The 21,817-nt window shown below is 68.3% G+C and carries 22 protein-coding genes; 11 read left to right on the top strand and 11 right to left on the bottom strand.

Annotation, left to right across the window (positions count from 1 at the left end; all coding sequences use genetic code 11):
- The first annotated feature begins 116 nt into the window (after positions 1-116).
- Positions 117-1,376 carry a citrate synthase family protein gene (locus tag EGT29_RS04430; RefSeq protein ID WP_238160420.1) on the top strand — a complete coding sequence of 420 codons (1,260 nt, stop codon included), beginning with the start codon at positions 117-119 and terminating at the stop codon, positions 1,374-1,376.
- 3 nt (positions 1,377-1,379) lie between these two features.
- On the opposite strand, the gene EGT29_RS04425 is transcribed toward EGT29_RS04430, so the two are convergent.
- Entirely contained in the window at positions 1,380-2,279 is a 900-nt protein-coding gene (locus EGT29_RS04425) for an alpha/beta fold hydrolase (protein ID WP_124687882.1), read from the bottom strand.
- Positions 2,280-2,287: 8 nt separating this feature from the next.
- Entirely contained in the window at positions 2,288-3,355 is a 1,068-nt protein-coding gene (locus EGT29_RS04420; RefSeq protein WP_124687881.1) for a tartrate dehydrogenase, read from the bottom strand.
- A gap of 141 nt (positions 3,356-3,496) precedes the next feature.
- Between EGT29_RS04420 and EGT29_RS04415 the strand changes: the two genes are divergently transcribed.
- Positions 3,497-4,417 (top strand): LysR family transcriptional regulator, encoded by a 921-nt coding sequence (locus EGT29_RS04415; protein ID WP_124687880.1) that lies wholly within the window; start codon positions 3,497-3,499, stop codon positions 4,415-4,417.
- A 38-nt stretch (positions 4,418-4,455) separates the two neighbouring features.
- On the opposite strand, the gene EGT29_RS04410 is transcribed toward EGT29_RS04415, so the two are convergent.
- From EGT29_RS04410 to EGT29_RS04385, 6 genes are all read right to left on the bottom strand, one after another.
- Entirely contained in the window at positions 4,456-5,190 is a 735-nt protein-coding gene (locus EGT29_RS04410; protein WP_124687879.1) for an amino acid ABC transporter ATP-binding protein, read from the bottom strand.
- A gap of 32 nt (positions 5,191-5,222) precedes the next feature.
- Positions 5,223-5,915 (bottom strand): amino acid ABC transporter permease, encoded by a 693-nt coding sequence (locus tag EGT29_RS04405; protein ID WP_124687878.1) that lies wholly within the window; start codon positions 5,913-5,915, stop codon positions 5,223-5,225.
- Between the two features lie 11 nt (positions 5,916-5,926).
- Positions 5,927-6,679 carry an amino acid ABC transporter permease gene (locus tag EGT29_RS04400; RefSeq protein WP_124687877.1) on the bottom strand — a complete coding sequence of 251 codons (753 nt, stop codon included), beginning with the start codon at positions 6,677-6,679 and terminating at the stop codon, positions 5,927-5,929.
- 131 nt (positions 6,680-6,810) lie between these two features.
- Complete coding sequence (locus EGT29_RS04395) at positions 6,811-7,716, bottom strand: amino acid ABC transporter substrate-binding protein (RefSeq protein ID WP_124687876.1); 906 nt, start codon at positions 7,714-7,716, stop codon at positions 6,811-6,813.
- Positions 7,717-7,916: 200 nt separating this feature from the next.
- Entirely contained in the window at positions 7,917-9,350 is a 1,434-nt protein-coding gene (gene aspA, locus EGT29_RS04390) for an aspartate ammonia-lyase (protein ID WP_124687875.1), read from the bottom strand.
- A gap of 147 nt (positions 9,351-9,497) precedes the next feature.
- Positions 9,498-10,409, bottom strand: coding sequence for a LysR family transcriptional regulator (locus EGT29_RS04385; protein WP_124687874.1), 912 nt, complete (start codon positions 10,407-10,409; stop codon positions 9,498-9,500).
- A gap of 175 nt (positions 10,410-10,584) precedes the next feature.
- Between EGT29_RS04385 and EGT29_RS04380 the strand changes: the two genes are divergently transcribed.
- Both EGT29_RS04380 and EGT29_RS04375 read left to right on the top strand, forming a co-directional pair.
- Positions 10,585-10,956 (top strand): acyl-CoA thioesterase, encoded by a 372-nt coding sequence (locus tag EGT29_RS04380; protein ID WP_124692212.1) that lies wholly within the window; start codon positions 10,585-10,587, stop codon positions 10,954-10,956.
- Between the two features lie 138 nt (positions 10,957-11,094).
- The gene (locus tag EGT29_RS04375) at positions 11,095-11,700 is read left to right on the top strand and encodes a CoxG family protein (protein WP_124687873.1); all 606 of its coding nucleotides are present in this window, start codon (positions 11,095-11,097) and stop codon (positions 11,698-11,700) included.
- A 27-nt stretch (positions 11,701-11,727) separates the two neighbouring features.
- Here the strand turns inward: EGT29_RS04375 and EGT29_RS04370 are convergent, their stop codons facing one another.
- Positions 11,728-13,167 carry an MFS transporter gene (locus EGT29_RS04370; protein WP_124687872.1) on the bottom strand — a complete coding sequence of 480 codons (1,440 nt, stop codon included), beginning with the start codon at positions 13,165-13,167 and terminating at the stop codon, positions 11,728-11,730.
- Positions 13,168-13,344: 177 nt separating this feature from the next.
- Here EGT29_RS04370 and EGT29_RS04365 point away from each other — a divergent pair, with 177 nt between their 5' ends.
- Both EGT29_RS04365 and EGT29_RS04360 read left to right on the top strand, forming a co-directional pair.
- Positions 13,345-13,923 (top strand): type 1 glutamine amidotransferase domain-containing protein, encoded by a 579-nt coding sequence (locus EGT29_RS04365; protein WP_124687871.1) that lies wholly within the window; start codon positions 13,345-13,347, stop codon positions 13,921-13,923.
- An 80-nt stretch (positions 13,924-14,003) separates the two neighbouring features.
- Positions 14,004-14,912 (top strand): LysR family transcriptional regulator, encoded by a 909-nt coding sequence (locus EGT29_RS04360; protein WP_124687870.1) that lies wholly within the window; start codon positions 14,004-14,006, stop codon positions 14,910-14,912.
- 30 nt (positions 14,913-14,942) lie between these two features.
- Here EGT29_RS04360 and EGT29_RS04355 read toward each other — a convergent pair whose 3' ends face one another.
- Positions 14,943-16,283 (bottom strand): amidohydrolase family protein, encoded by a 1,341-nt coding sequence (locus EGT29_RS04355; RefSeq protein ID WP_124687869.1) that lies wholly within the window; start codon positions 16,281-16,283, stop codon positions 14,943-14,945.
- 5 nt (positions 16,284-16,288) lie between these two features.
- A complete protein-coding gene (locus EGT29_RS04350; protein ID WP_124687868.1) occupies positions 16,289-17,302 on the bottom strand; it encodes a tripartite tricarboxylate transporter substrate binding protein in 1,014 nt (337 codons plus the stop codon).
- 335 nt (positions 17,303-17,637) lie between these two features.
- Between EGT29_RS04350 and EGT29_RS04345 the strand changes: the two genes are divergently transcribed.
- The 5 genes from EGT29_RS04345 (at position 17,638) to EGT29_RS04325 (ending at position 21,801) form a co-directional block, all read left to right on the top strand.
- Positions 17,638-17,991, top strand: a complete 354-nt coding sequence (locus tag EGT29_RS04345; protein WP_124687867.1) for a YciI family protein — start codon at positions 17,638-17,640, stop codon at positions 17,989-17,991.
- Between the two features lie 115 nt (positions 17,992-18,106).
- The gene (locus tag EGT29_RS04340) at positions 18,107-18,520 is read left to right on the top strand and encodes a YciI family protein (RefSeq protein WP_124687866.1); all 414 of its coding nucleotides are present in this window, start codon (positions 18,107-18,109) and stop codon (positions 18,518-18,520) included.
- Between the two features lie 36 nt (positions 18,521-18,556).
- Positions 18,557-18,964, top strand: coding sequence for a VOC family protein (locus tag EGT29_RS04335; RefSeq protein ID WP_124687865.1), 408 nt, complete (start codon positions 18,557-18,559; stop codon positions 18,962-18,964).
- A gap of 4 nt (positions 18,965-18,968) precedes the next feature.
- Positions 18,969-20,249 carry an RNA polymerase sigma factor gene (locus tag EGT29_RS04330; protein WP_124687864.1) on the top strand — a complete coding sequence of 427 codons (1,281 nt, stop codon included), beginning with the start codon at positions 18,969-18,971 and terminating at the stop codon, positions 20,247-20,249.
- A 7-nt stretch (positions 20,250-20,256) separates the two neighbouring features.
- The gene (locus EGT29_RS04325) at positions 20,257-21,801 is read left to right on the top strand and encodes an MFS transporter (protein ID WP_192901795.1); all 1,545 of its coding nucleotides are present in this window, start codon (positions 20,257-20,259) and stop codon (positions 21,799-21,801) included.
- The last annotated feature ends 16 nt before the right edge of the window (positions 21,802-21,817 follow it).

Here is a 21,817-nt window from a genome sequence, read left to right as displayed (position 1 = left end):
GGGGAATCCTTGCTCGATGAAAGGGTCGATCCGCCGGACTATACCAGCCGCGAATGGCGGCAATACCCCGGACCCGGCCGTAGAATATTGATGAAGATCGATCAACCTTGAAGACCATGACGCACAAGGACTATCTCAGCGCCAAGGAAGCCGTGGAGCTGCTGGGCATACGCATGCAGACGCTGTATGCCTACGTCAGCAAGGGCTGGATACGCAGCGTCAAGCAGCCGGACACGCGGCAGCGCCTGTACCTGCACGAGGACGTGCTGCGGGCCAAGGCTCGCTCCAGCGCCCGCTCGGGCCACGGGGCGGTGGCCGCCTCGGCCATGAACTGGGGCGAACCCATCATCCCCACTTCGATCACCGAGATCCGGTCCGACGGCCCGCACTACCGCGGCCATTCGGCGGTGCGGCTGGCCCGCGGGCATGCCAGCTACGAGGCGGTGTGCGAACTGCTGTGGACCGGCGTCTGGCACGATGCCCCGCGCCGCTGGGAAACCGGCATCACGCCCCGGCTCCAGGAAACCTTGCTGGAGTCGCTCGCGCCGCCCAAGTCCAACAGCGGTTTGCTGGAGATCATGGCCATCGTCACGCTGCGCCTGGGCATGTCGCGCGGGTCGGTGGAGGACCGCATGCGCGGCGGCCACATGCACGAAGCGGCGCGGCAACTGATCAAGACCCTGGCCGGCTGCGTGGGCCTGGTGTCGCGCCGGCGCCGCTTCCATGCCATCGCCGACGGCGCGTCCATGGCCGAGGGCCTGCTGGCGGCCCTGGACCTGCCCGCCAACCCGGCCAACCTGCAAGCCATGGAAGCCTTCCTGGTGCTGTTCGCCGACCACGAACTGTCCCCCAGCACCTTCGCCGCGCGCGTCGCGGCCTCGGGCGGGTCGACCCTGCACAGCTGCGTCGCCTCGGCCATCTGCAGTTCGGCCGGCGTGCACCTGGGGCGGATGTACGACCGGATCGAGGACTTCCTGCGCAGCGCCGACGACGCCGCCGGTCTCATGCGGCAGGCGCGCGCGCAGCACGAACGCGGTGCCAGCGTGCCGGGCTTCGGCCACCCGCTCTACCCCAAGGGCGACGAGCGCGCCGAACTGCTGATCGAACTGGCGCGCAAGCGGCCGCGCCAGAAGGCGGCGCTCGAACAGATCCATCGCTTCATCGACGACGTGCGCGGCGAGTTCGGCCTGCACCCCCGACATGAACTGGGCGGCATCGTCCTGGCCATGGCCATGGGCGTGCCGCGCCAGTCGGTGGGCACGCTGTTCACGCTGGCGCGCATGGCGGGCTGGGTCGCCCACGTGCAGGAACAGCGCCTGAGCGGCATGCTGCTGCGGCCCCGGGCCAAGTTCGTGGGTGCCGCCGGCGAACCCTGAGCCTTAGTCGCCCGACGGCCAGAACGACTCGATCTCGGCCCACAGGGCGTCCGGCGCTTCCTCGGCGATGTAGTGGCCGCAGTCCAGCGCCCGGCCATCGACCTGCGAGGCCTGCCTGCGCCACAGGTCCAGCACGTCGAAATAGCGCCCCACCACCCCTTTTCCGCCCCACAGGACCCGCAGCGGACAATCCACCCGATTGCCCTGGCCGCGGTCGGCGCGGTCGTGTTCCAGGTCGATGGTGGCAGCCGCGCGATAGTCCTCGCAGATCGCGTGCGCCCAGTGCGGATGGCGCGCGCAGCGTTCGTACTCGGCCATCGCGTGGCCGGTGAAGGGAGCCAGGCCCGCATGGCGCCCGCCCATGACCGAACGCAGGTAGAAGGCCGGATCGGAACCGATCAGCTGCTCGGGGAAAGGCGCCGGCTGGATCAGCCAGAACCAGTGGTAGTAGGCCTGCGCGAAACCGCGCGTGGTGCCCTCGTACATGTCCAGCGTGGGCGCGATGTCCAGCAGCATCATGCGCTCGATCCGCTCGGCATGGTCCAGCGCCAGCCGGTGCGCGACGCGCGCCCCGCGATCGTGGGCCAGCACGCCGAAGGTCTCGTAGCCGATGCAGCGCATCACCTCCACCGCGTCCACCGCCATCGTCCGCTTGGAGAAGGCCTCGTGCCCGGCCGGCTCGTCCGCCGGCATGCCGCTGTCGCCGTAGCCGCGCAGGTCGATGGCGACGCAGGTGTAGCGGTTGGTCAGCCGGGCCCACAGCTTGTGCCACATGGCGTGGGACTGGGGATGTCCGTGCATCAGCAGCAGCGCCGGCCCGGTGCCGCCCACGCGCGCGGCGATGTCCACGCCATTGACGTGGAAATGCTGCAGCCGGTCGTTGAAGAGCGAGATCTCGGACATGGCGGCCCCTAGCTTTTCGCGACGAGTTCCGCCACCGCCTTGCCGACATCGGACGTGACCGCCTTGCCGCCCATGTCGGGCGTGCGCGGACCGTCGGACAGCACGGTCTCGATGGCCGACAGGATGGCGTCGTGCGCCGCCTTGTGGCCCAGGAACTCCAGCATCAACGCGCCCGACCAGATCTGCGCGATGGGATTGGCCACGCCCTTGCCGGCGATGTCGGGCGCCGAGCCGTGCACCGGCTCGAACAGCGACGGGAAGCGGCGGTCGGGATTCAGGTTGGCCGAGGGCGCGATGCCTATCGTGCCGGTGCAGGCGGGCCCCAGGTCCGACAGGATGTCGCCGAACAGGTTGGAGGCCACCACCACGTCGAACCAGTCGGGATGCAGCACGAAATTGGCGGTCAGGATGTCGATGTGGAACTTGTCCACGCGTACGTCGCCATACTTGCCCGCCATCGCCTCCACCCGCTCGTCCCAGTACGGCATGCTGATGGCGATGCCGTTGGACTTGGTGGCCGAGGTCAGGTGCTTGCGCGGCCGCGACGCCGCCAGGTCGAAGGCGAACTTCAGCACCCGGTCGACCCCGGTGCGCGTCATGACCGTTTCCTGCAGCACGACCTCGCGCTCGGTGCCTTCGAACATGCGGCCGCCCACGCTGGAATACTCGCCCTCGGTGTTCTCGCGCACCACGTAGAAATCGATGTCGCCCGGCTTGCGGTTGGCCAGCGGCGACGGCACGCCGGGCATCAGCCGCACGGGACGCAGGTTCACGTACTGGTCGAACTCGCGGCGGAACTTCAGCAGCGAGCCCCACAGCGAGACGTGGTCCGGCACCGTGGCCGGCCAGCCCACCGCGCCGAAGAAGATCGCGTCATGGCCGCCGATCTGCTCCTTCCAGTCGTCGGGCAGCATGGCGCCATGCCGGGCGTAGTACGCGCACGAGGCGAAGTCGAAACGGTCGAACGACAGCCCGATGCCGAAGCGCGACGCCGCCGCCTCCAGCACACGCAAGCCTTCTGGAACGACCTCGGTGCCGATGCCGTCGCCGGGTATTACTGCAATGCGGTGGGCCATGGATGAAACGTCCTCGTCGTGGTGGCGCCGGCACGCAAGCCTGCCGCGGAAACCGGCGCGGGATGGAATGGATCAAGTGTATCTCGCGCTTGCCCTTCATAATTGAACGAGATAAAAACCATTGTTGAACTGAAGTTAACGATGGACACCATCTCCGACCTCGCTTTCTTCTCGCTCCTGATCCGCCACGGCAGCCTGTCGGCCGCCGCCCGCGAACTGGGCCTGTCCACCCCCGCCGTCAGCAAGCGCCTGCAGCGGCTGGAGCAGCGCCTGGGCGTGCGCCTGCTCAACCGCACCACCCGCCGCATCGCGTTGACTCACGAGGGCGAACTCTACCTGCGCGAAGGCAACCGCATCCTGGCCGACGTCGAGGAACTCGAACACACGGTCGGCCGCAGCCGCGACGAACCCCGCGGCCTGCTGCGCATCAACGCCACCCTGGGCTTCGGCCGCCACCACATCGCCCCCGCCCTTTCCGACTTCCTCAAGCGCTTCCCCGCCGTCCAGGCCCAGCTCCACCTGACCGACCGCCCCGCCAGCCTGCTGGACGAATCCTTCGACGTCTGCATCCGCATCGGCGACCTGCCCGACGCCCGCCTGACCGCCCGCAAGATCGCCTCCAACCGCCGCCTGCTGTGCGCCTCGCCCATCTACCTGAAGCGCCACCCGCCACCCGCATCCCCGCGCGACCTGGCCCGCCACCCCTGCATCGTCATCCGCGAAAGCGACACCGCCTACGGCACCTGGCACCTGCGCTCGGGCACCCGCACCGAAACCGTCAAGGTCCGCGGCCCGCTCAGCGCCAACGACGGCGAAAGCGCCCTGTACTGGGCCCTGGAAGGCCACGGCATCATCATGCGTTCGGAGTGGGAGGTCGGCGCCTACCTGCGCTCGGGCAGGCTGGTGGCCGTCCTGGAAGACTGGCACACCCCCTCGGCCGACATCTTCGCGCTGTATCCCGAGCGCCAGAACCTGTCCGCCAAGACCACCGCCTTCGTGGACTTCCTGGCGGAACGCTTCGCGCACCGGCGGCGCGAGCGGGAAGAAGGATTGTCCTGGTAGGCGGAGCAGCCGTACAGGTCGCCCTCCCCTCTTACCAATCAATGCGGCAAGATCTTCGACAGGAAATGGCGCGCCCGCTCGGACCGCTGCGCCGACGGATCGAAGAACGCATCCTTGTCAGTGTCCTCCACGATCCTCCCGCCATCCATGAACACCACCCGATGCGCCACCTTCCTGGCGAACCCCATCTCGTGGGTCACCACCATCATCGTCATGCCCTCTTTGGCCAGATCCACCATCACATCCAGCACCTCGTTCACCATCTCCGGATCCAGCGCCGACGTCGACTCGTCGAACAGCATCGCGACCGGATCCATCGACAACGCCCGCGCGATCGCCACCCGCTGCTGCTGCCCTCCCGACAACTGCCCCGGAAACTTCTCCTGCTGCGCCTTCAACCCCACCCGGTCCAGCAGCTTGCGCGCCCGTTCCACCGCCTCATCCTTCCCCCGCCCCAACACCTTCACCTGGGCCAGCGTCAGATTGTCCATGACCGACAGATGAGGAAACAGCTCGAAATGCTGGAACACCATCCCCACCTTCGATCGCAGCTTCGGCAGGTCCGTCTTCGCGTCGCCCACCGAAATGCCATCCACCACGATCTCCCCTTCCTGGAACGGCTCCAGCGCATTGACCGTCTTGATCAACGTCGACTTGCCCGACCCCGAGGGCCCGCACACCACCACCACCTCGCCCGTCGCCACCGAAGTCGAGCAATCGGCCAGCACCTGGAAAGACCCGTACCACTTGCTCACATGCTTGATCTCGATCATTCGAGATTCTCCTGAAAGTATTCCGGGCCCCGTCAGCGGACGATCGCCACCCGCTGCTGCAACCGCCGCACCAGCCTCGACGCGGCGAAGCAGATGATGAAATACACCACCGCCGCGAACACATACATCTCCACCAGACGCCCGTCGCGCTGCGCCACCTTCGACGCCGCGCCCAGGAAATCCGTGATCGACAGCACATAGACCAGCGACGTGTCCTGGAACAGCACGATCGTCTGCGTCAACAACACAGGGATCATGTTGCGGAAGGCCTGCGGCAGGATCACGCTGCCCATGGCCTGCCAGTAGTTCAGGCCCAGCGCATAGGCGGCGTAGGTCTGCCCGCGCGAAATCGACTGGATGCCGGCCCGCATGATCTCGCAGAAGAAGGCCGCCTCGAACATCGTGAAGGTGATTACCGAGGACCAGTAGGCGCCGACCTTGATCGGCGTGGACGACCCGATGATCCACGCGCCGATGTAGGGCACGAGGAAATAGAACCAGAAGATCACCAGCAGGAGCGGCAGCGAACGCATCAGATTCACGTAGGTACCCGCCACGGCCGACAGCCAGCCGAAGCGCGACAGCCGCATCATCGCCAGCAACGTGCCGAAGACGATGCCGCCCGCCGTCGCCATCGCGGTCAGCGTCAGGGTGAAGGTCATGCCCTCCTTGAACAGGTAGGGCGCCGTGCGCCAGATGACGTCGAAATCGAAATCGCCGAACATGTCCGCCCCCTTCAGTGCGAGCCGTCGCGCGCGGGCCCGATGAACCCGGGCACGGCCACACGCCGCTCGACCCAGCGCATGAAGGTGACGACCACCAGGCTGACGATCAGGTACAGCACCGTGGCCGCCGCGAAGGCTTCGAACACCTGGAAGCTGAACTCCTGCATCGACCGGGCACGGCCCGTCAACTCCAGCAGGCCGATCGTCATGGCGACCGACGAGTTCTTGATGATGTTCATGAACTCGGACGTGAGCGGCGGCAGGATCACCCGATAGGCGATGGGCAGCAGCACATGGCGATAGACCTGCGTGCCGCGCAGCCCCAGCGCCGTGGCCGCCATGCGCTGCCCGCGCGGCAGCGACTCGATGCCGGCCCGCACCTGCTCGGCCACCCGCGACGAGGTGAAGAACCCCAGGCACAGCACCGCCGGCCAGTACGCGCCCCACGGCGGCGCGATCTGCTTGATGGCGTTGCCCAGCGCCTCGGGCAGCAGTTCAGGCAACACGAAATACCACAGGAAAAGCTGCACCAGCAGCGGGATGTTGCGGAACAGCTCCACATAGGCCCCGGCCAGGCGGACGGCCCACTTGACCTGCGTGGTGCGTACCACGCCGACGATGGAGCCCAGCACGAAGGCGATCACCCATGCCGCCAGCGCCGTGGCCAGCGTCCATTGCAGGCCCGACAGCAGCGTATCCATGTAGGTACCCTGGCCGTCGGGTGACAGTTCCCAGAATATCTTCCAGTTCCAGTTGTAGTTCATCGCGGCTCCGCCGTGCTTACCCGGCCCGGCACAGCGCCGGCCCCATGGAAACAGGGGACCGCTCGGGTCCCCTGGAGTCCTGCTTGATCATCCGAGGCGCATGGCCGGCTGGCTGGCCGGCCGGCTCCGCATCAGCGATAGGCCGCTGGATCGCCCGAATCGGTCGGGTTGGCGATGACCTTCTTGAGCGCGTCGCTCATCGGCACCTTCAGGTTGACGTTGCGCGGCGGGATGGGCGAGTTGAACCACTTCTGGTAGAGCTTCTCGACCTCGCCGGATTTCATCAACGCCACGACCGCGTCGTCCACCACCTTCTTGAACGCGGGGTCGTCCTTGGGCTCGATCATGCCATAGGGCTCGACGGTATAGGCCTTGCTGCTGACCATCCACTGGTCCGGGCTCTTGGAATTGGCCACCAGTCCGTACAGCAGGATGTCGTCCATGAAGAACGCCGCGGCGCGACCGCTGTCGACCATCAGGAAGGCATCGGCATGGTCCTTGGCCGGGATGATCTGCATGCCCAGGCTTTCCTTGCCGTTGGTCTCGGTCAGCCACTTCAGGTTGCTGGTGCCGGCCGTCGACACGACGGTCTTACCCTTGAAGTCGGAAAGATCGTTCAGTTTCGAGCTTTTCTTGGCGACGAAGCGCGTGGCCGTCACGAACGTGGTCGGCGCGAACGACACCTGCTGCTGGCGCTCGGCGTTGTTGGTGGTGGACCCGCACTCGAGGTCGACCGTGCCGTTGGCAATGAGGGGGATGCGGGTGGCCGAGGTGACCGGGGAAAGCGCGATGTTGAGCTTGGGCAGCTTCAGGTGGCTCTTGACCGCATCGGCGATCTTGTAGCAGATGTCCATCGAGTAGCCGATGGACTTCTGGTTGTCGTCCAGGTAGGAAAAGGGAATGGAGGAATCGCGATAGCCGAGCGTCAGCGTCCCCGAGTCCTTGATCTTCTTGAGCCGGCCAGTCAGGTCTTGCGCCGATACAGACGACGCGGCGACCAGGGTCAGCGCGGCGGAGAGCAGCACGAGCTTCTTCATGGAATCCCCCTTCCGTAACTAATAGCTAATGTCGGCCGAGTGTAGCAACAAATGGGGGCTCCCCCCTACACGCTTCGCGTGCCCCCCCGGGGGCGGCACTGGCGGACCGGCGAAGCCGGACCCGCTGTGCCCTGGATCGGCGGCAACTATCTTGAATCGGAGAAATTCCTTTTGACGCGATGATCGCGGGTATGCGGAAACTAAACCGCCACCTTCTTGAACCGGTAGGGCCGCGTCAACACCTCCGGCTTGAGCACCTGCTCCAGGGTTTCCGCATCCAGCAGCCCGGCTTCCAGCACCAGGTCGGCCACCGGCCGCCCCGTCCGCATGGCATCCCGCGCGATCCGCGTCGCCGCCTCGTAGCCCAGCACCGGGTTCAAGGCCGTTGCCAGCCCCGCCGAGCGCTTGACCGCCTGCGCCAGCCGCTCGCGGTTCGCCGTGATTCCCTTGACGCAGTTGTGCGTCAACGTGGTGCATGCCGCTTCCAGGTGGGAAATGCTCTTGACCAGGCTCCACGCGATGATGGGCTCGAAGGCGTTCAACTGCAGCTGGCCGCTCTCGGACGCCATCGTGATCGTCATGTCGTTGCCGATGACCTCGAACGCCACCTGATTCACGACTTCCGGAATGATGGGATTCACCTTCCCCGGCATGATCGAACTGCCCGCCGCCCGCTCCGGCAGGTTGATCTCGTTCAGCCCCGACTGCGGGCCCGACGACAACAGACGCAGGTCGTTGCAGGTCTTGGACAGCTTGCAGGCCACCCGCTTCAGCACGCCCGACAACTGCACGAACGCGCCCGTGTCCTGCGTCGCCTCGATCATGTTCGCCGCGCGCACCAGCGGCAGTCCCGTGATCTCGGCCAGGTACTGCACCGCCAGCGGACTGTAGTCCGGATCGGTATTGATGCCCGTACCGATCGCGGTCGCGCCCAGGTTCACTTCCACCATCAGCGTCCGGGCCTCGCCCAGCCGCGCCTCGTCCTCGCCCAGCATGACGGCATAGGTCAGGAACTCCTGCCCCAGCGTCATCGGCACGGCGTCCTGCAATTGCGTGCGACCCATCTTCAGCACGTCGTCGAACTCCAGCGCCTTCGCCTCGAAGGCGCCGCGCAGCTCCGCCATCGCCACCAGCAGGCGCTGCAACGAGAAACACATGGCGATGCGCAGCGCGGTGGGATAGACGTCGTTCGTGCTTTGCGAGGCGTTCACGTCCTGAATCGGATGCAGGGCGTCGTAATGGCCCTTCTTCTCGCCCAGCAGTTCCAGCGCGCGGTTGGCGATCACCTCGTTGGCGTTCATGTTGGTCGAGGTGCCCGCCCCGCCCTGGATCACGTCGACGATGAACTGGTCATGCAGCGCGCCCTCGATGATCTCCTGGCAGGCCTGGACGATCACCCCGGCCCGTTCGGCGGGCAGCACGCCCAGGTCCTGGTTGGCGCGGGCCGCCGCCAGCTTCACGCAGGCCAGCGCCCGCACCAGGTCGGCCTGGCCGCCTATGGTCGCGCCGGAAATCGGAAAATTCTCGCGGGCGCGCAGGGAATGGATGCCCCAGTAGGCATTGGCGGGAATCTCGCGCTCGCCAAGCAGGTCGTGTTCGATGCGGAAGAGGCCGGAAGCGGCATTGCTGCTCATGTTCGATGTCCATCGGAAAGGCCGCCGCACCATGCGGCGCCCGATGGAAAACACTATAGGCAGGCGCTCCGCGATAGCGCCAATGCCGTGTTCGCATTGGCCAATGTTTTTTTTGCATTGCCAGGAAAATGCCCGGGCGCGGAAAGCCTAGCGCGTTCCCGACAGGTAGCCCCACAGGGCGTCGACCAGCGGCTTGGCGGGGGCGCTGGCCGGCGCGCGCTCGCGGTAGAGCCGGATCTCCATGGTCTCGGTATAGGCCTCGCCCGCGCAGGCCAGGCGGCCCGAGGCGACCTCGCGGGTGACCGCGCTCTCGGGCAGGAAAGCCACGCCGTGGCCTTCGAGCGCCATGGCCTTCAGGCCCTCGGCCATGTCGGTTTCATAGCGCTCGTCCAGCGGCGGCCGGGGCTGAGCGCGCGCCAGGATCAGGTCGACGATGCGGCCCAGGTAGGCGTTGGGCGCATAGGCCAGGTAGGGCACCGGGCCGCCCTCGCCCAGCACGTACTCCGGCATGCCGTCGGGCTTGCCGCGCGCATAGGGGTAGACCGCCTCGCTGCCCAGTACCAGCATGTCGTAGTGGCGCGGATCGAGCTGGACCGGCAGGCGGGGATGGTAATAGACCATGACCAGGTCGCTGCCGCCCTGGACCAGGCTGATGGCGGCGTCGTGCACGTTCAGCGCCATCAGGCGGGCCGTGAAGTCCGGCAGGCCGGCTTCGGCCCGGATGCGGCTCAGCCAGCGCGGAAAGAAGGTCAGCGACAGGGTATGGGGCACGGCGAAATCGATCACCGCCTGCGAGGCGGGGCGCATGCCGCGCAGCATGGCCCGGGTCTCGTCCAGCTTGGCCAGCATGGCGATGGCCTCGGCGCGGAAGGTCTCGCCGGCGGGCGTCAGGCGGGTGGGATAGACGGCGCGGTCGACCAGATCGGTGCCGACCCAGGCCTCCAGGGCCTGGATGCGGCGCGAGAAGGCAGGCTGCGTGATGTGTCGCAGCTCGGCCGCCCGCGAAAACGAACGGGTTTCGGCCAGCGCGATGAAATCTTCGAGCCACTTGGCTTCCATGCTTGCAACCGTGGAGGAACCGGCGGAAATTGTACCGTGGGCCGGTGCCCCGCCCCGGCCGGGCATACACTTCCCGCATGGCCCCCGTGCCACCGAGTGTCTTTCCCTGGAGCCCTGCGTGACCGATTCGCTACCTTATCCTCCCCCCGCCCCCGATTCGCTGCCCGCCGGCCAGATGCCGGTGCTGCGCGTCATTCCCATGCCAGCCGACGCCAACCCGTCGGGCGACGTGTTCGGCGGCTGGATCATGGCCCAGGTCGACCTGGCCGGCTCGGTGCCCGCCCAGAGCCGCGCCAACGGCCGCGTCGCCACCGTGGCCGTGACCTCGTTCGTATTCAAGGAACCGGTGTTCGTGGGCGACCTGCTCAGCTTCTACGCCCACATCGTCAAGACGGGCCGCACTTCGATCACGGTCGCGGTCGAGGTCTACGCCGAGCGTATCCGGCTCAACTCCGAAGTCGTCAAGGTTACCGAGGCCACCCTGGTCTACGTGGCAACCGACCATCAGCGGCGCCCCCGCACCCTGCCGGACCTGCGCACCGGCTGAGCCCGTCTGGACACCCATGGCGATTAGTGGCACATTGACCACAAGGACGTCACCGCCCCAGCCCCGCCGGCACAGACCGGCCGGCCAGCCAACACGGCAGGCACGCAGGCCCTGCCCCCAAGGCCAAGGAGACTCACCATGGACATATCCGGTTCGCGCCTGATTCCAGCGTCCCAGGAACACACCTGGAACAAGCTCGTCGCTCCCGAGACCCTCAAGGTCTGTATCAGCGGATGCGAAAAAGTCGAGCGCCTCTCCGAGAACGAATACCGGATCAACCTGCGGGCCGAGGTCGGTCCCCTGTCGGCCCGCTTCCACGGGCGGCTGCAGCTGACCGATATCCAGGCCCCGAACTCCTACCACCTCACCTTCGAGGGCGAAGGCGGCATGGCCGGATCGGCCAAGGGGCACGCCGACATCCGGCTGACGCCCGAAGGCGACGGCACCCGCGTCTCGTACAACGCCCATGCCGACCTGGAAGGCAAGCTCAGCCAGTTGCGCACCGACCAGGCCGAGAAGATCGCGCGCAAGATGATGGACAATTTCTTCGCGCTGTTCTCGGTCTGCGCTTGCCGGGCGCTGGAGCGCCCCTCGCCCCGGCCGCCGCGCATGGCCAGGCCGGTGGCCGCGGGCGGCGGCGCGCATGCCCTGCACCTGCCCACGCAATGGGTCAACCGGCTGTCGTGGCTGGTGGCGGCGGGGGTCATCGCCGGGCTGGTCGTCTACCACACCTTCCTGCACTGAACGCGGGAACGCCGCGCGCCGCAACGCTCAGCGGCGCACGTTCTTCATCTTGATGCGCTGGGACAGGACCATCATCACGGCGCAGAACACGATGGCCATCACCATGCCGGCCTCGATGCCGGTATTGACCGACGTGCGGGCGATGATCAGCCCCACCAGCGCGGTGCCCACCGCGCTGCCCAGGGTGCGCATGGTCTGGATCAGCGCCGAGGCCACGCCCACGTCGCGGCGCTCGGCGATCATCTGCATGAACAGCGTCAGGTTGGGAATGATGAAACCCATGCCCACGCCGGCGAGGCCGAACGAGACGACGGCGAAGGCCATGGACGACCCGCGCTCCAGGAACATCACCCCCAGGCAGCCCACGGCCAGCAACAGCGCGCCGAACACCATCAGCCGCTGAGGCTGGCTCTGGCGCGGAAACAGGCGGCCGTTGATGACGCTGCCTATCGGTATGCAGGCCACCAGCGGCGCCAGGATCATGCCCGCCTGGGTCGGGCTCAGTCCCACCTCCACCTGCAACAGCAACGGGCCGTAGTAGATCAGGATGAACATCACCGCCCCGGTCATCACGCCGACGACGTTCAACAGGCGCGATTCCCTGCGCTCGAGCACGCGCAGCGGAAACATGGGCTGCTCCAGCCGGCGCTCGTACCGCACCAGAAGGAAAACCGACACGACGGCCACCGCCAGGAACGCCAGGCCCAGCACCGGACGCGGATCGGTGGAGAAGCCCAGTTCGAGCGCCGCCATGGGCGTGCCCACGGCCAGCGCCAGCAGCGCCCCGCCCAGCCAGTCGATGCGGGGTGGCGTGTCGTGCCTGGGCTTGAGCGGCGGGAAATACCGCCACAGCATCACGAAGGCGACCACGCCCATCACCGGACTGACGAAGAAGGCCGCCCGCCAGCCGAAGGCCTCGGTGATCGCCCCGCCCAGCAGCGGCCCGATGCCGCTGGCCACCGCGAACGAGGTCGAGATCAGGGCCTGCCAGCGCACCCGCCGCATGGCGTCGGGGAACAGGTCGGCGGGCGCCGCGAAGGCGGTGGCGATCATCATGCCGCCGCCCACGCCCTGCAGGGTGCGGGCGGCGATCAGCTGCGGCATGGACTGGCTGATGCCGCACAGCACCGAGCCCAGCGACACCAGGCCCAGCGAGACGAGAATGAAATATTTGCGGCCGAACAGGTCGCCCAGGCGGCCGAAGATGGGAATGACGATGGCCGAGGCCAGCAGATACCCCGTGCCGACCCAGGCATACAGGGGCATGCCGCCCAGTTCGGCCACCACGCGCGGCAGCGTGGTGCCGACGATGGTCGAATCCAGCGCCACCAGCATCACGACCGCGCAGATTCCGATCAGCGCCAGGATCAGCTGACGCTGGTCTTCTACCGGTGAAGCAAGGTCGGAAGGCGGGTGGGGGCTGGCGTGCCCGGGCGGCGATGGCGGGTGCGGCGGGTTCTCGGACATTTGCACGTAATCATATACCGCGCCATATACCGCGGCCCGGGGTATACCCCCAAGCCCGATCCCCCTGCGCGCCGGCGTGCGCCCATCCGGAACCGCATCCCGGATCCAGCCGTCCACGGGCACGCCGCTTGCTGGTACATGCGGCTGCGCACGCGGCGCCCCACTATGGAGATCGACATGGCCAAGCCATTGCAAGGACTCACCGTTGCCATCGTGGCAACCGACAATTTCGAACAGGTCGAACTGAAGAGCCCGAAGGAAGCACTGGAACGCGCGGGCGCCACCGTGCACATCCTTTCCGCCCAGGCCGGCGAGATCCGGGGCATGAAGCATGACGAGAAGGCCGACCGCTTCCACGTGGAGGCGAGCTGGAACGACGCCGACCCCACCCGCTACGCCGGCGTGGTCGTGCCCGGCGGCGTCTTCAACGCGGATGTCATCCGCACCGACAAGGGCGCCCAGCGCTTCGTGCAGGCCCTCCATGACACGGGCAAGCCGGTGGCCGTCATCTGCCACGGTCCCTGGCTGCTGGTGTCGGCCGGCATGGTCGATGGCCGGCAACTGACCAGCTGGCCATCGCTGCAGGACGACATCCGCAACGCCGGCGGACAGTGGGTGGACGAAGAAGTCGTGCTGGACGGCAACCTGATCACCAGCCGCAAGCCCGACGACCTGCCGGCGTTCAACGCGAAGCTGATCGCGGCCCTGTCCAATGTCGAGAGCGCCGACACGCCCTCGGGGGCGCAGCCCACCTGATCCGGGTATGTGCCCGGCGCGGAGGCCGCCGCCAGCCCCTATACTTGCCGCGACCAGGCAGGAATAGGTGGCGTTGCCTTATGAATGTGACCCTGCGCCAGATGCGCGCGTTCGTCGAAGTCGTGCATTGCGGCGGTTTCACCGCGGCCTCGCGGCGGCTGCACCTGACCCAGTCCGCCACCAGCCTGCTGGTGCGCGAGCTAGAAGGCCAGTTGAGCCTGCAGTTGCTGGACCGGTCCACGCGCAAGCTGGCGGTCACCGAGGCCGGCGCGGAATTCCTGCAGCATGCGGAACGCATCCTGGGCGAAGTGGAACAAGCCATACGCCGCACGCAGGACCTGGTGCAGATGCGCCGCGGGCGCGTCACCGTGGCGACCACGCCGGTCATGGCGGCCACGCTGTTGCCCGATGCCATCGCCGCTTTCCAGGCCGCCCATCCCGCCATCGAAGTCCGCATGTCCGACGCGCCGGTCGACGTCATCCTGCGGCAGGTGCAGCAGGGCGAGGTCGACCTGGGCGTGGGCGTGTTCACCGGCAACGAGGTGGAACTGGACCGCAGCCTGCTGATGCGCCATCCGCTGGGCGCCATGATCCCCAGCGCGTGGCCGCTGGCGCGCCGTCGGCGGGACCTGGCGTGGGCCGACCTGGCCAGCCAGCCCATGATCGTGGTGCCGCAGTCCAGCGGCTCGCTGCCGCAGATCGACCGCGTGCTGCACCAGTCGGGCATCGCGGCCGAGCCGCGCTTCGAGGTGCACTATCTGTGGTCGGCCATCGGCCTGGTCGAGGCCGGCCTGGGCATCGCGGTGCTGCCGTCCTACGCGGGGCTGCTGGCCCGCTCGAAGCGCGCGCGCTTTCGCGTGCTGCACGACCCCATGGTGTATCGCAAGATCGAACTGGTCACGCAGCCCGGCCGCTCGCTGTCGCCGGCGGCCGCGTCCTTCCGCACCCACCTTGCGGCCCATTGCAAGGAATTCGGGGAACGGGGCTGACGCCGCGCCGGCCCGGCGGCCGGCGCGCGTTCAGCGGGCGGTCAGTTCGCGCACGGACTGCGCCGCATCGCGCACGATCTGCGCAGGGTCGCAGGCGGTCCATTGCCCGTGCCGGCGCAATACGCGCCCGTCGACGATGACGGTGTCCACGTTGGCCGGCTGGGCCGAATAGACCAGCGAGAAAGCCGGATCCACCACCGGCGCCATGTTCAGGTCGGTGGTGCGAACCAGGATGACGTCGGCCCGCTTGCCCGCCTCGAGCGAACCGACGCGGTCCGCGATGCCCAGATCGCGCGCGCCGTCCAGCGTGGCCAGCCGCAGCAGGCGGCGCGCCGTGAGCGGGACCTCGGCGCCGAACCGCTGGCGATGCGACCACAGCAGGGTACGCATGCAGGAAAAGAAATCGGCGTTGGCCGCGGCCGACGAACTGTCCACCGACAGGCTTTGCCGCACGCAGGCGCACTCCAGCTCGTGGAACTGGATCACGCCGCGCGACGCCTGGGCGTACAACACCTCGATCACCGGCGAACACGAAAACGAGACGCCGCAGGCGGCCAGCCGCGATTGTTCCTGCGGCGACACGCCCTGGGGATGCACCAGTTGCAGGTCGGGGCCCAGCAGGCCGTGCGCGTCCAGCACCGACACCACGCCGGGGCGCGCATGCATGGTGATCGGCAGGCCCAGGCGCCGCACGCCCGCGAACTCGGTGCGCACGACGTCGATGGGCACGGTGCCGCGCGGATTGGATACCGGCGTGCGCAGCGCCACGCCCAGGTGGATCATGGGATCGCCGCTCTCGGTCCGGGCGACTTCCGCCAGACCCGCCAGGTCCATCGCGCGGTCCAGCGGCAGGTCCTGTCCCCAGCCGTAGGCCAGGCGGCCCCGTACGCCCAGGCTGCGCATGGCCGCCAGTTCCGCGCGCGCGTGGTCGGGCGTGCGGGTGTTGTGCGACCAGTTGTGCACCGTCGTGATGCCGCTGGCCAGGCCCTCGGCCAGCCCCAGCCGCACCGAGTGATAGGAGTCGTCCGGCGTGAAGCGCGGCCCCATGGACAAGGTCACAGGAAAATAGCCGCGCGCTGCGTCGTCGCCGCTGATCAGCGCGCGCAGCGAACAGTTCCACAGGTGCCAGTGCGTGTCGACGAAACCCGGCATCACGATCATGCCGCGCGCATCCAGTTCCCGCGCGCCCGGTACGCTCAGCCCCCGGCCGATCGCCACCAGCGTCCCGTCGCGGACATGGACGTCGGCATCCGGCAGGTCGTCCACGCCGTCGGCCATGGTCATCACATGGCCGCCCCGTATCACGAACTCCTCGCGCGCGGGCAGGCCGGCCACGTGTCCGGCCGCCTCGCGCCATCTTGCTGACTGCATGCCCATTAGTCGGCCTTGGCTCCGGTCAGGCGGATCAGGCCTTCCTTGTGACGCATCTCGTCGCGCAGCGCGGCGGTGAACGCCGCCGGCGACGAGAACACCGGATCGAAGCCGCGCGCGGCCACGAAACGCTGCTGGAATTCCGGGTCGGCGGCGATCGCCTTCACGTCGGCATGGATGCGCTGGATCACGGCATCGGGCGTGCCGCCGGTGGCGAAAAGGCCGAACCAGGATTCGCGCGGATCGATGTCGGCATAGCCGGCTTCCGCCAGGGTGGGCACGTTCGGCTCGGACGACAGCCGGCTGGCCCGCGCGATGGCCAGCGGCTTCATCTTGCCGGCGCGGATATGGGGCTCGGCGATGGCCGCGCCCACCATGGCCAGCTGCACCTCGCCGCCGATCAGCGCCGTCACGGCCGGCATGATGCCTTTGTAGGGTATCTGGGTGATCTGTATGCCCGTCTTGTGGCGCAGCCCCTCGAACAGCAGGTGGGGCAGGCTGCCCGAGCCCATCGAGGCGTAGTTCAGCTCGTTGGGCCTGGCCTTGGCCAGCGCCACCAGGTCGTCGAGCGAACCGGCTTGCACCGAAGGATGCGCCAGCACCATCTGCGGCAGGCTGACCAGTTGCGAGATCGGCGTCAGGTCGCGCACGGCGTCGTAGGGCAGCTTGTCATACAGGAAGGGATTGCTGGTGATGGTCGATTCGCTCGTCACCAAGAGGGTATGGCCGTCGGGCGCCGCCTTGGCGACGGCGTCGGCGCCGATGATGGAGGCCGCGCCCAGCTTGTTCTCGACGATGACCGGACGGCCCCATTTCTGCCCCAGGCGCTCGGCCAGGGCCCGGGCGATCACGTCCACGCCGCCGCCGGGCGCATAGGGCACCACGATGCGCACCGGCCGCGCCGGCCAGGCCGGCTGCTGTCCCATCGCCGGCACGGCGGCCGCGACGCCCACGGCCGCGACGCCTGCCGCCAGCCACCGGCGGCGGCCCGTGGCCACCGCTGCACTTCCTTGCCTCATCACGTCTCCTTCCCGCCGGACGGCCCGGGAAGCAGGCCCGCCTTCCGATGCCCCGCGGCGACATGGCAAGCATTTCACCCGCGGCCGGCGGGACAGGCAAACGAGAAAAAGTTGTAGTCCTATCAGTTACCCATCTGAATCGCAGCCGTCCTCGCACTTACACGCTGTCATGAAAAATGCCCCCACGCTTGCCCGCTTCGCGGGCTGCGCTGCCCCCCAAGGGGGCGCTTTTTCATCTTGGGGCGGCCCGGCGATGAAAAAAGACTCAAAATCTGCAAGAATCGGGCGCTCCGCCTTCGCCGGCCGCGCCCAGCGGCCCTCTCTTGCGAGTCCCCATGGCCTACATGCTGCTCATCGTCGAACCCACCGGCCAGCGCGCCGAGCGCAGCGAGGAGGCCGGCCGCGACCTCTACGACCGCATGGTCGCCTTCGGCGCCGACCTGAAGACGCGGGGCCTGTTGCTGGCCGCCGAATCGCTGGCCTCGCAGGACAGCGCCGTGCGAGTGCAGAAACGGGACGGTCGCGCCCGCCTGGTGGACGGGCCCTTCGCCGAAGCCAAGGAAATGATAGGCGGCTTCTTCCTGCTGGACTGCGCCACGCGCGAGGAAGCCGTGGCCATCGCGCAAACCTGCCCGGCGGCGCAATGGTGCACGATCGAGGTGCGGGAAGTGGCGCCCTGCTACCGCTGAGCCACCCGGTTAGGTAGTTTCCCTAGGCCGGCTCCGCCATGTCGATTCCGGCCCGTCCCGATCGTCGTAGGGACAGAAGCCCACGTGCGGGCTTGCCACCACCGGAGAAACCGCCATGCGATTCATGATCATCGTCCGCGCCACCGCCGACACCGAGGCCGGCGTCATGCCCGAGGAACCCCTGCTTGCCGCGATGACCGCCTACCACGAGGAACTGGCCCGGGCCGGCGTGCTGCTGGACGCCAACGGCCTGAAGCCGTCGTCCCGGGGCTGGCGCGTGCGCTACCGCGCCGGCAAGGGCTCGGTCATCGACGGCCCGTTCACCGAGACCAAGGAACTGATCGCCGGCTACACGCTGATCCAGGTGCGCTCGCGCGAGGAGGCCATGGAATGGGCCCGGCGCTTTCCGTCGCCCATGGGCTCCGAGGCCGATGGCGAGATCGAGGTGCGCGAGCTCTTCGAGCTGGATGACCTCGGCCCGAGCGAAGCGGTAGACCGCTTCCGCAAGCTGGAAACGGCCAGCCGATAACCCACCGCGCGTCCAACTCTTTCCAAGGAATCCGTCATGCACAAGCAGATCTTCGTCAACCTGCCCGTCGCCGACCTGCCGCGCACCCAGGCCTTCTTCGGCCAGCTCGGCTTCACCTTCAACGCCCAGTTCACCAACGAAAAGGCCGCCTGCATGGTCATCGGCGAAAACATCTACGCCATGCTGCTCACCACGGATTTTTTCCGCGGTTTCGCCAGCAAGCCGATCAGCGATGCCCGGCAAAGCACCGAAGTCCTGGTGGCCCTGACCTGCGACAGCCGGGAAGCCGTCGACGACATGGTGCGCAAGGCCCTGGCCGCCGGCGGCACGGCGCCGCGGCCTCCGCAGGACCACGGCTTCATGTACAGCCATGGCTTCGACGACCCGGACGGCCATGCATGGGAGGTCTTCTACATGGACCCGGCCACGGTCGAGCAGGGCTGAGCCTGTGACCCAGGCCGCCACCCACCGTGCCATCGAAGCCGTCTGGCGGATCGAATCGGCCCGCATCATCGCGGGCGTCGCGCGGCTGGTGCGCGACGTCGGCCTGGCCGAGGAACTGGCGCAGGACGCGCTGGTGGCCGCGCTGGAACGATGGCCCGAAGGTGGCGTGCCGGACAACCCCGGAGCCTGGCTGATGACCACCGCGAAGAACCGGGCGCTGGACCGCCTGCGCCAGGCCGCCCTGCATGCGCGCAAGCACGAGGAGTACGGCCACGAGACCGAAGTGCTGGGCGCCGGCCATGCGCCGGACCCGGCAGCCCTGGTCGAGGCGGCACGCGACGACGAAGTGGGCGACGACCTGCTGCGCCTGATCTTCACCGCCTGCCATCCCCTCCTGTCCACCGACGCCCGCGTCGCGCTGACGCTGCGCCTGCTGGGCGGCCTGACGGCCGGCGAGATCGCGCGCGCCTTCCTGGTGCCCGAGGCCACCATCGCCCAGCGCATCGTGCGCGCCAAGCGTTCGCTGTCGGCGGCCAAGGTGCCGTTCGAGGTGCCTCGCACGCAAGAGCGCGAGGCCCGGCTCGAATCGGTGCTGGAAGTGATCTACCTCATCTTCAACGAAGGCTATTCGGCCACGGCCGGCGACGACTGGATGCGGCCGGCCCTGTGCGGCGAGGCACTGCGGCTGGCGCGCGTGCTGGCGGAGCTGGCGCCGGACGAGGGCGAGGCCCATGGCCTGTGCGCACTGCTGGAGATCCAGGCCTCGCGCCTGCCGGCCCGCACCGACGCCGACGGGCGTCCCGTGCTGCTGATGGAACAGGACCGCGCGCGCTGGGATCCGCTGCTGATACGGCGCGGCCTGGCCGCCCTGGCCCGGGCCGAGGCCCTGGACGGGGCCCACGGCCCCTATGCGCTGCAGGCCGCGCTGGCCGCCTGCCACGCCCGGGCCCGCACGCCGGACGAGACCGACTGGGAACGCATCGTGGCCTTGTACGATGCCCTGGCGCAGGTCGCTCCCTCGCCCGTGGTCGAACTGAACCGCGCCGTGGCGGTCGGCATGGCGTTCGGTCCGGCCGCCGGGCTGGCGCTGGCGGACGCGCTGCGTTCGGAACCGGCCCTGGACAACTATCACTGGCTGCCCAGCGTGCGCGGCGACCTGCTGCACAAGCTCGGACGCCACGCCGAGGCGCGCGAGGAATTCCTGCGCGCCGCCGCCATGACCCGCAACCTGCGCGAACAGGAACTTCTATTGGCACGCGCTGCCCAAGTCCTCCCCTCCCACTGATTCCTCCATGACATCCCCCCCGTCTCTCAAAGCCACCCGCAAGGAATGGATAGGACTGGCCGTCATCGCGCTGCCCTGCATGGTCTACGCGATGGACCTGACCGTGCTCAACCTGGCCCTGCCCGCCATCAGCGCGCAGTTGAATCCCTCCAGTTCGCAGCTCTTGTGGATCATCGACATCTACGGATTCCTGGTCGCGGGCCTGCTTATCACCATGGGCACCCTGGGCGACCGCATCGGGCGGCGCAAGCTGCTGCTGATCGGTGCCGCGGCGTTTGGCGTCGCTTCGGCCATCGCGGCCTTCTCCGACAGCGCGGGCATGCTGATCGCCATGCGGGCCCTGCTGGGCATCGCGGGCGCCACCCTGGCGCCATCGACCATGTCCCTGATCCGCAACATGTTCCACGATGAGCACGAGCGCCAGTTCGCGATCGGCGTCTGGATCGCCAGCTTCTCGCTCGGCAGCGCCATCGGGCCGCTGGTGGGCGGGGTGCTGCTGCAGTTCTTCTGGTGGGGATCGGTCTTCCTGGTCGCGGTGCCGGTGATGCTGCTCCTGCTGGCGCTCGGCCCGGTGCTGCTGCCGGAATACCGCGATCCGGACGCGGGCCGCATCGACCCGCCCAGCGTGGCGCAGTCCCTGTTCGCCGTGCTGGCCATGATCTACGGCCTCAAGCAGATCGCCCAGCACGGGGCGTCATGGACCGCCGGCGCCATCATCGTGGCGGGGTTCGCGGTGGGCGTGGCCTTCGTGCGGCGGCAGCGGCGCCTGCCCTATCCGCTGCTGGACCTGGACCTGTTCATGCGGCCGGCCTTCAGCGCGGCCATCGCCGCCTACGCGCTGTCCTGCCTCGCCATGTTCGGCGTCTACATCTTCATCACGCAATACCTGCAACTGGTGCTGGGCCTTGATCCGCTGCGGGCGGGCCTGGTCACCGTGCCGTGGGCGCTGGGCTTCGTCGCGGGCTCGCTGCTCGCCCCGCGCCTGGCCCGGCGCGTGCCGCCGCTGTCCATCTTCGTGGGCGGCCTGCTCGCGGCCACCGCCGGCTTCCTGTTGGTGCTGCTGGCCGACCGCCCCTACGGACTCGAGGCCATCATGGCGGGCCTGATCGTGATGAGCCTGGGCATGGCGCCGGTGTTCACCATCGGCAACGAAATGATCATCACCTCGGCGCCCCCGCAGCGGGCCGGTTCGGCTTCCGCCATTTCCGAAACCAGCGCCGAATTCAGCGGCGCGCTCGGCATCGCGATATTCGGCAGCCTGGGCACGATGATCTACCGCGCCGGCCTGTCCGCGGGCATGCCGGACGGCATCCCCGCGCAGGTGGCCGAGACCGCCTCGTCAACGCTGGGCGCGGCGGTGGCGGTGGCGCCTGCCCTGCCCACGCCGCAAGCCGACGCCATGCTGGCGGTGGCGCGCGCGGCGTTCGTCGATGCGCTGCAGTTGTCGGCCGCCGTCGGCGCGGTGCTGACCCTGTGCGCGGCCGTGGCCGCGGCCTGCATCCTGCGCGGCGGATCCGCCCGCGCCGAGGCGCTGCGCGACGACGCAGCGTAGCGCGGCCGGGTCCGCC

It is taken from the genome of Pigmentiphaga sp. H8, assembly GCF_003854895.1.
In the GTDB taxonomy this organism is placed as follows: Bacteria; Pseudomonadota; Gammaproteobacteria; order Burkholderiales; family Burkholderiaceae_B; genus Pigmentiphaga.
Note: the sequence above shows the minus strand (reverse complement) of the source record. Positions and strands in the feature narration are given on the sequence as shown.

What these genes read in the sequence shown, in the direction of transcription:
- EGT29_RS04425 (WP_124687882.1), bottom strand. Translation starts at nt 2,279, where the DNA reads ATGTCCGAGATCTCGCTCTTCAACGACCGGCTGCAGCATTTCCACGTC.
- EGT29_RS04345 (WP_124687867.1), top strand. Translation starts at nt 17,638, where the DNA reads ATGGCCTACATGCTGCTCATCGTCGAACCCACCGGCCAGCGCGCCGAG.
- EGT29_RS04410 (WP_124687879.1), bottom strand. Translation starts at nt 5,190, where the DNA reads ATGATCGAGATCAAGCATGTGAGCAAGTGGTACGGGTCTTTCCAGGTG.
- EGT29_RS04415 (WP_124687880.1), top strand. Translation starts at nt 3,497, where the DNA reads ATGGACACCATCTCCGACCTCGCTTTCTTCTCGCTCCTGATCCGCCAC.
- EGT29_RS04365 (WP_124687871.1), top strand. Translation starts at nt 13,345, where the DNA reads ATGGCCAAGCCATTGCAAGGACTCACCGTTGCCATCGTGGCAACCGAC.
- EGT29_RS04325 (WP_192901795.1), top strand. Translation starts at nt 20,257, where the DNA reads ATGACATCCCCCCCGTCTCTCAAAGCCACCCGCAAGGAATGGATAGGA.
- EGT29_RS04370 (WP_124687872.1), bottom strand. Translation starts at nt 13,167, where the DNA reads ATGTCCGAGAACCCGCCGCACCCGCCATCGCCGCCCGGGCACGCCAGC.
- EGT29_RS04360 (WP_124687870.1), top strand. Translation starts at nt 14,004, where the DNA reads ATGAATGTGACCCTGCGCCAGATGCGCGCGTTCGTCGAAGTCGTGCAT.
- EGT29_RS04335 (WP_124687865.1), top strand. Translation starts at nt 18,557, where the DNA reads ATGCACAAGCAGATCTTCGTCAACCTGCCCGTCGCCGACCTGCCGCGC.
- EGT29_RS04350 (WP_124687868.1), bottom strand. Translation starts at nt 17,302, where the DNA reads ATGAGGCAAGGAAGTGCAGCGGTGGCCACGGGCCGCCGCCGGTGGCTG.
- EGT29_RS04380 (WP_124692212.1), top strand. Translation starts at nt 10,585, where the DNA reads ATGCCGGTGCTGCGCGTCATTCCCATGCCAGCCGACGCCAACCCGTCG.
- EGT29_RS04420 (WP_124687881.1), bottom strand. Translation starts at nt 3,355, where the DNA reads ATGGCCCACCGCATTGCAGTAATACCCGGCGACGGCATCGGCACCGAG.
- EGT29_RS04375 (WP_124687873.1), top strand. Translation starts at nt 11,095, where the DNA reads ATGGACATATCCGGTTCGCGCCTGATTCCAGCGTCCCAGGAACACACC.
- EGT29_RS04400 (WP_124687877.1), bottom strand. Translation starts at nt 6,679, where the DNA reads ATGAACTACAACTGGAACTGGAAGATATTCTGGGAACTGTCACCCGAC.
- EGT29_RS04385 (WP_124687874.1), bottom strand. Translation starts at nt 10,409, where the DNA reads ATGGAAGCCAAGTGGCTCGAAGATTTCATCGCGCTGGCCGAAACCCGT.
- aspA (WP_124687875.1), bottom strand. Translation starts at nt 9,350, where the DNA reads ATGAGCAGCAATGCCGCTTCCGGCCTCTTCCGCATCGAACACGACCTG.
- EGT29_RS04405 (WP_124687878.1), bottom strand. Translation starts at nt 5,915, where the DNA reads ATGTTCGGCGATTTCGATTTCGACGTCATCTGGCGCACGGCGCCCTAC.
- EGT29_RS04340 (WP_124687866.1), top strand. Translation starts at nt 18,107, where the DNA reads ATGCGATTCATGATCATCGTCCGCGCCACCGCCGACACCGAGGCCGGC.
- EGT29_RS04395 (WP_124687876.1), bottom strand. Translation starts at nt 7,716, where the DNA reads ATGAAGAAGCTCGTGCTGCTCTCCGCCGCGCTGACCCTGGTCGCCGCG.
- EGT29_RS04430 (WP_238160420.1), top strand. Translation starts at nt 117, where the DNA reads ATGACGCACAAGGACTATCTCAGCGCCAAGGAAGCCGTGGAGCTGCTG.
- EGT29_RS04355 (WP_124687869.1), bottom strand. Translation starts at nt 16,283, where the DNA reads ATGCAGTCAGCAAGATGGCGCGAGGCGGCCGGACACGTGGCCGGCCTG.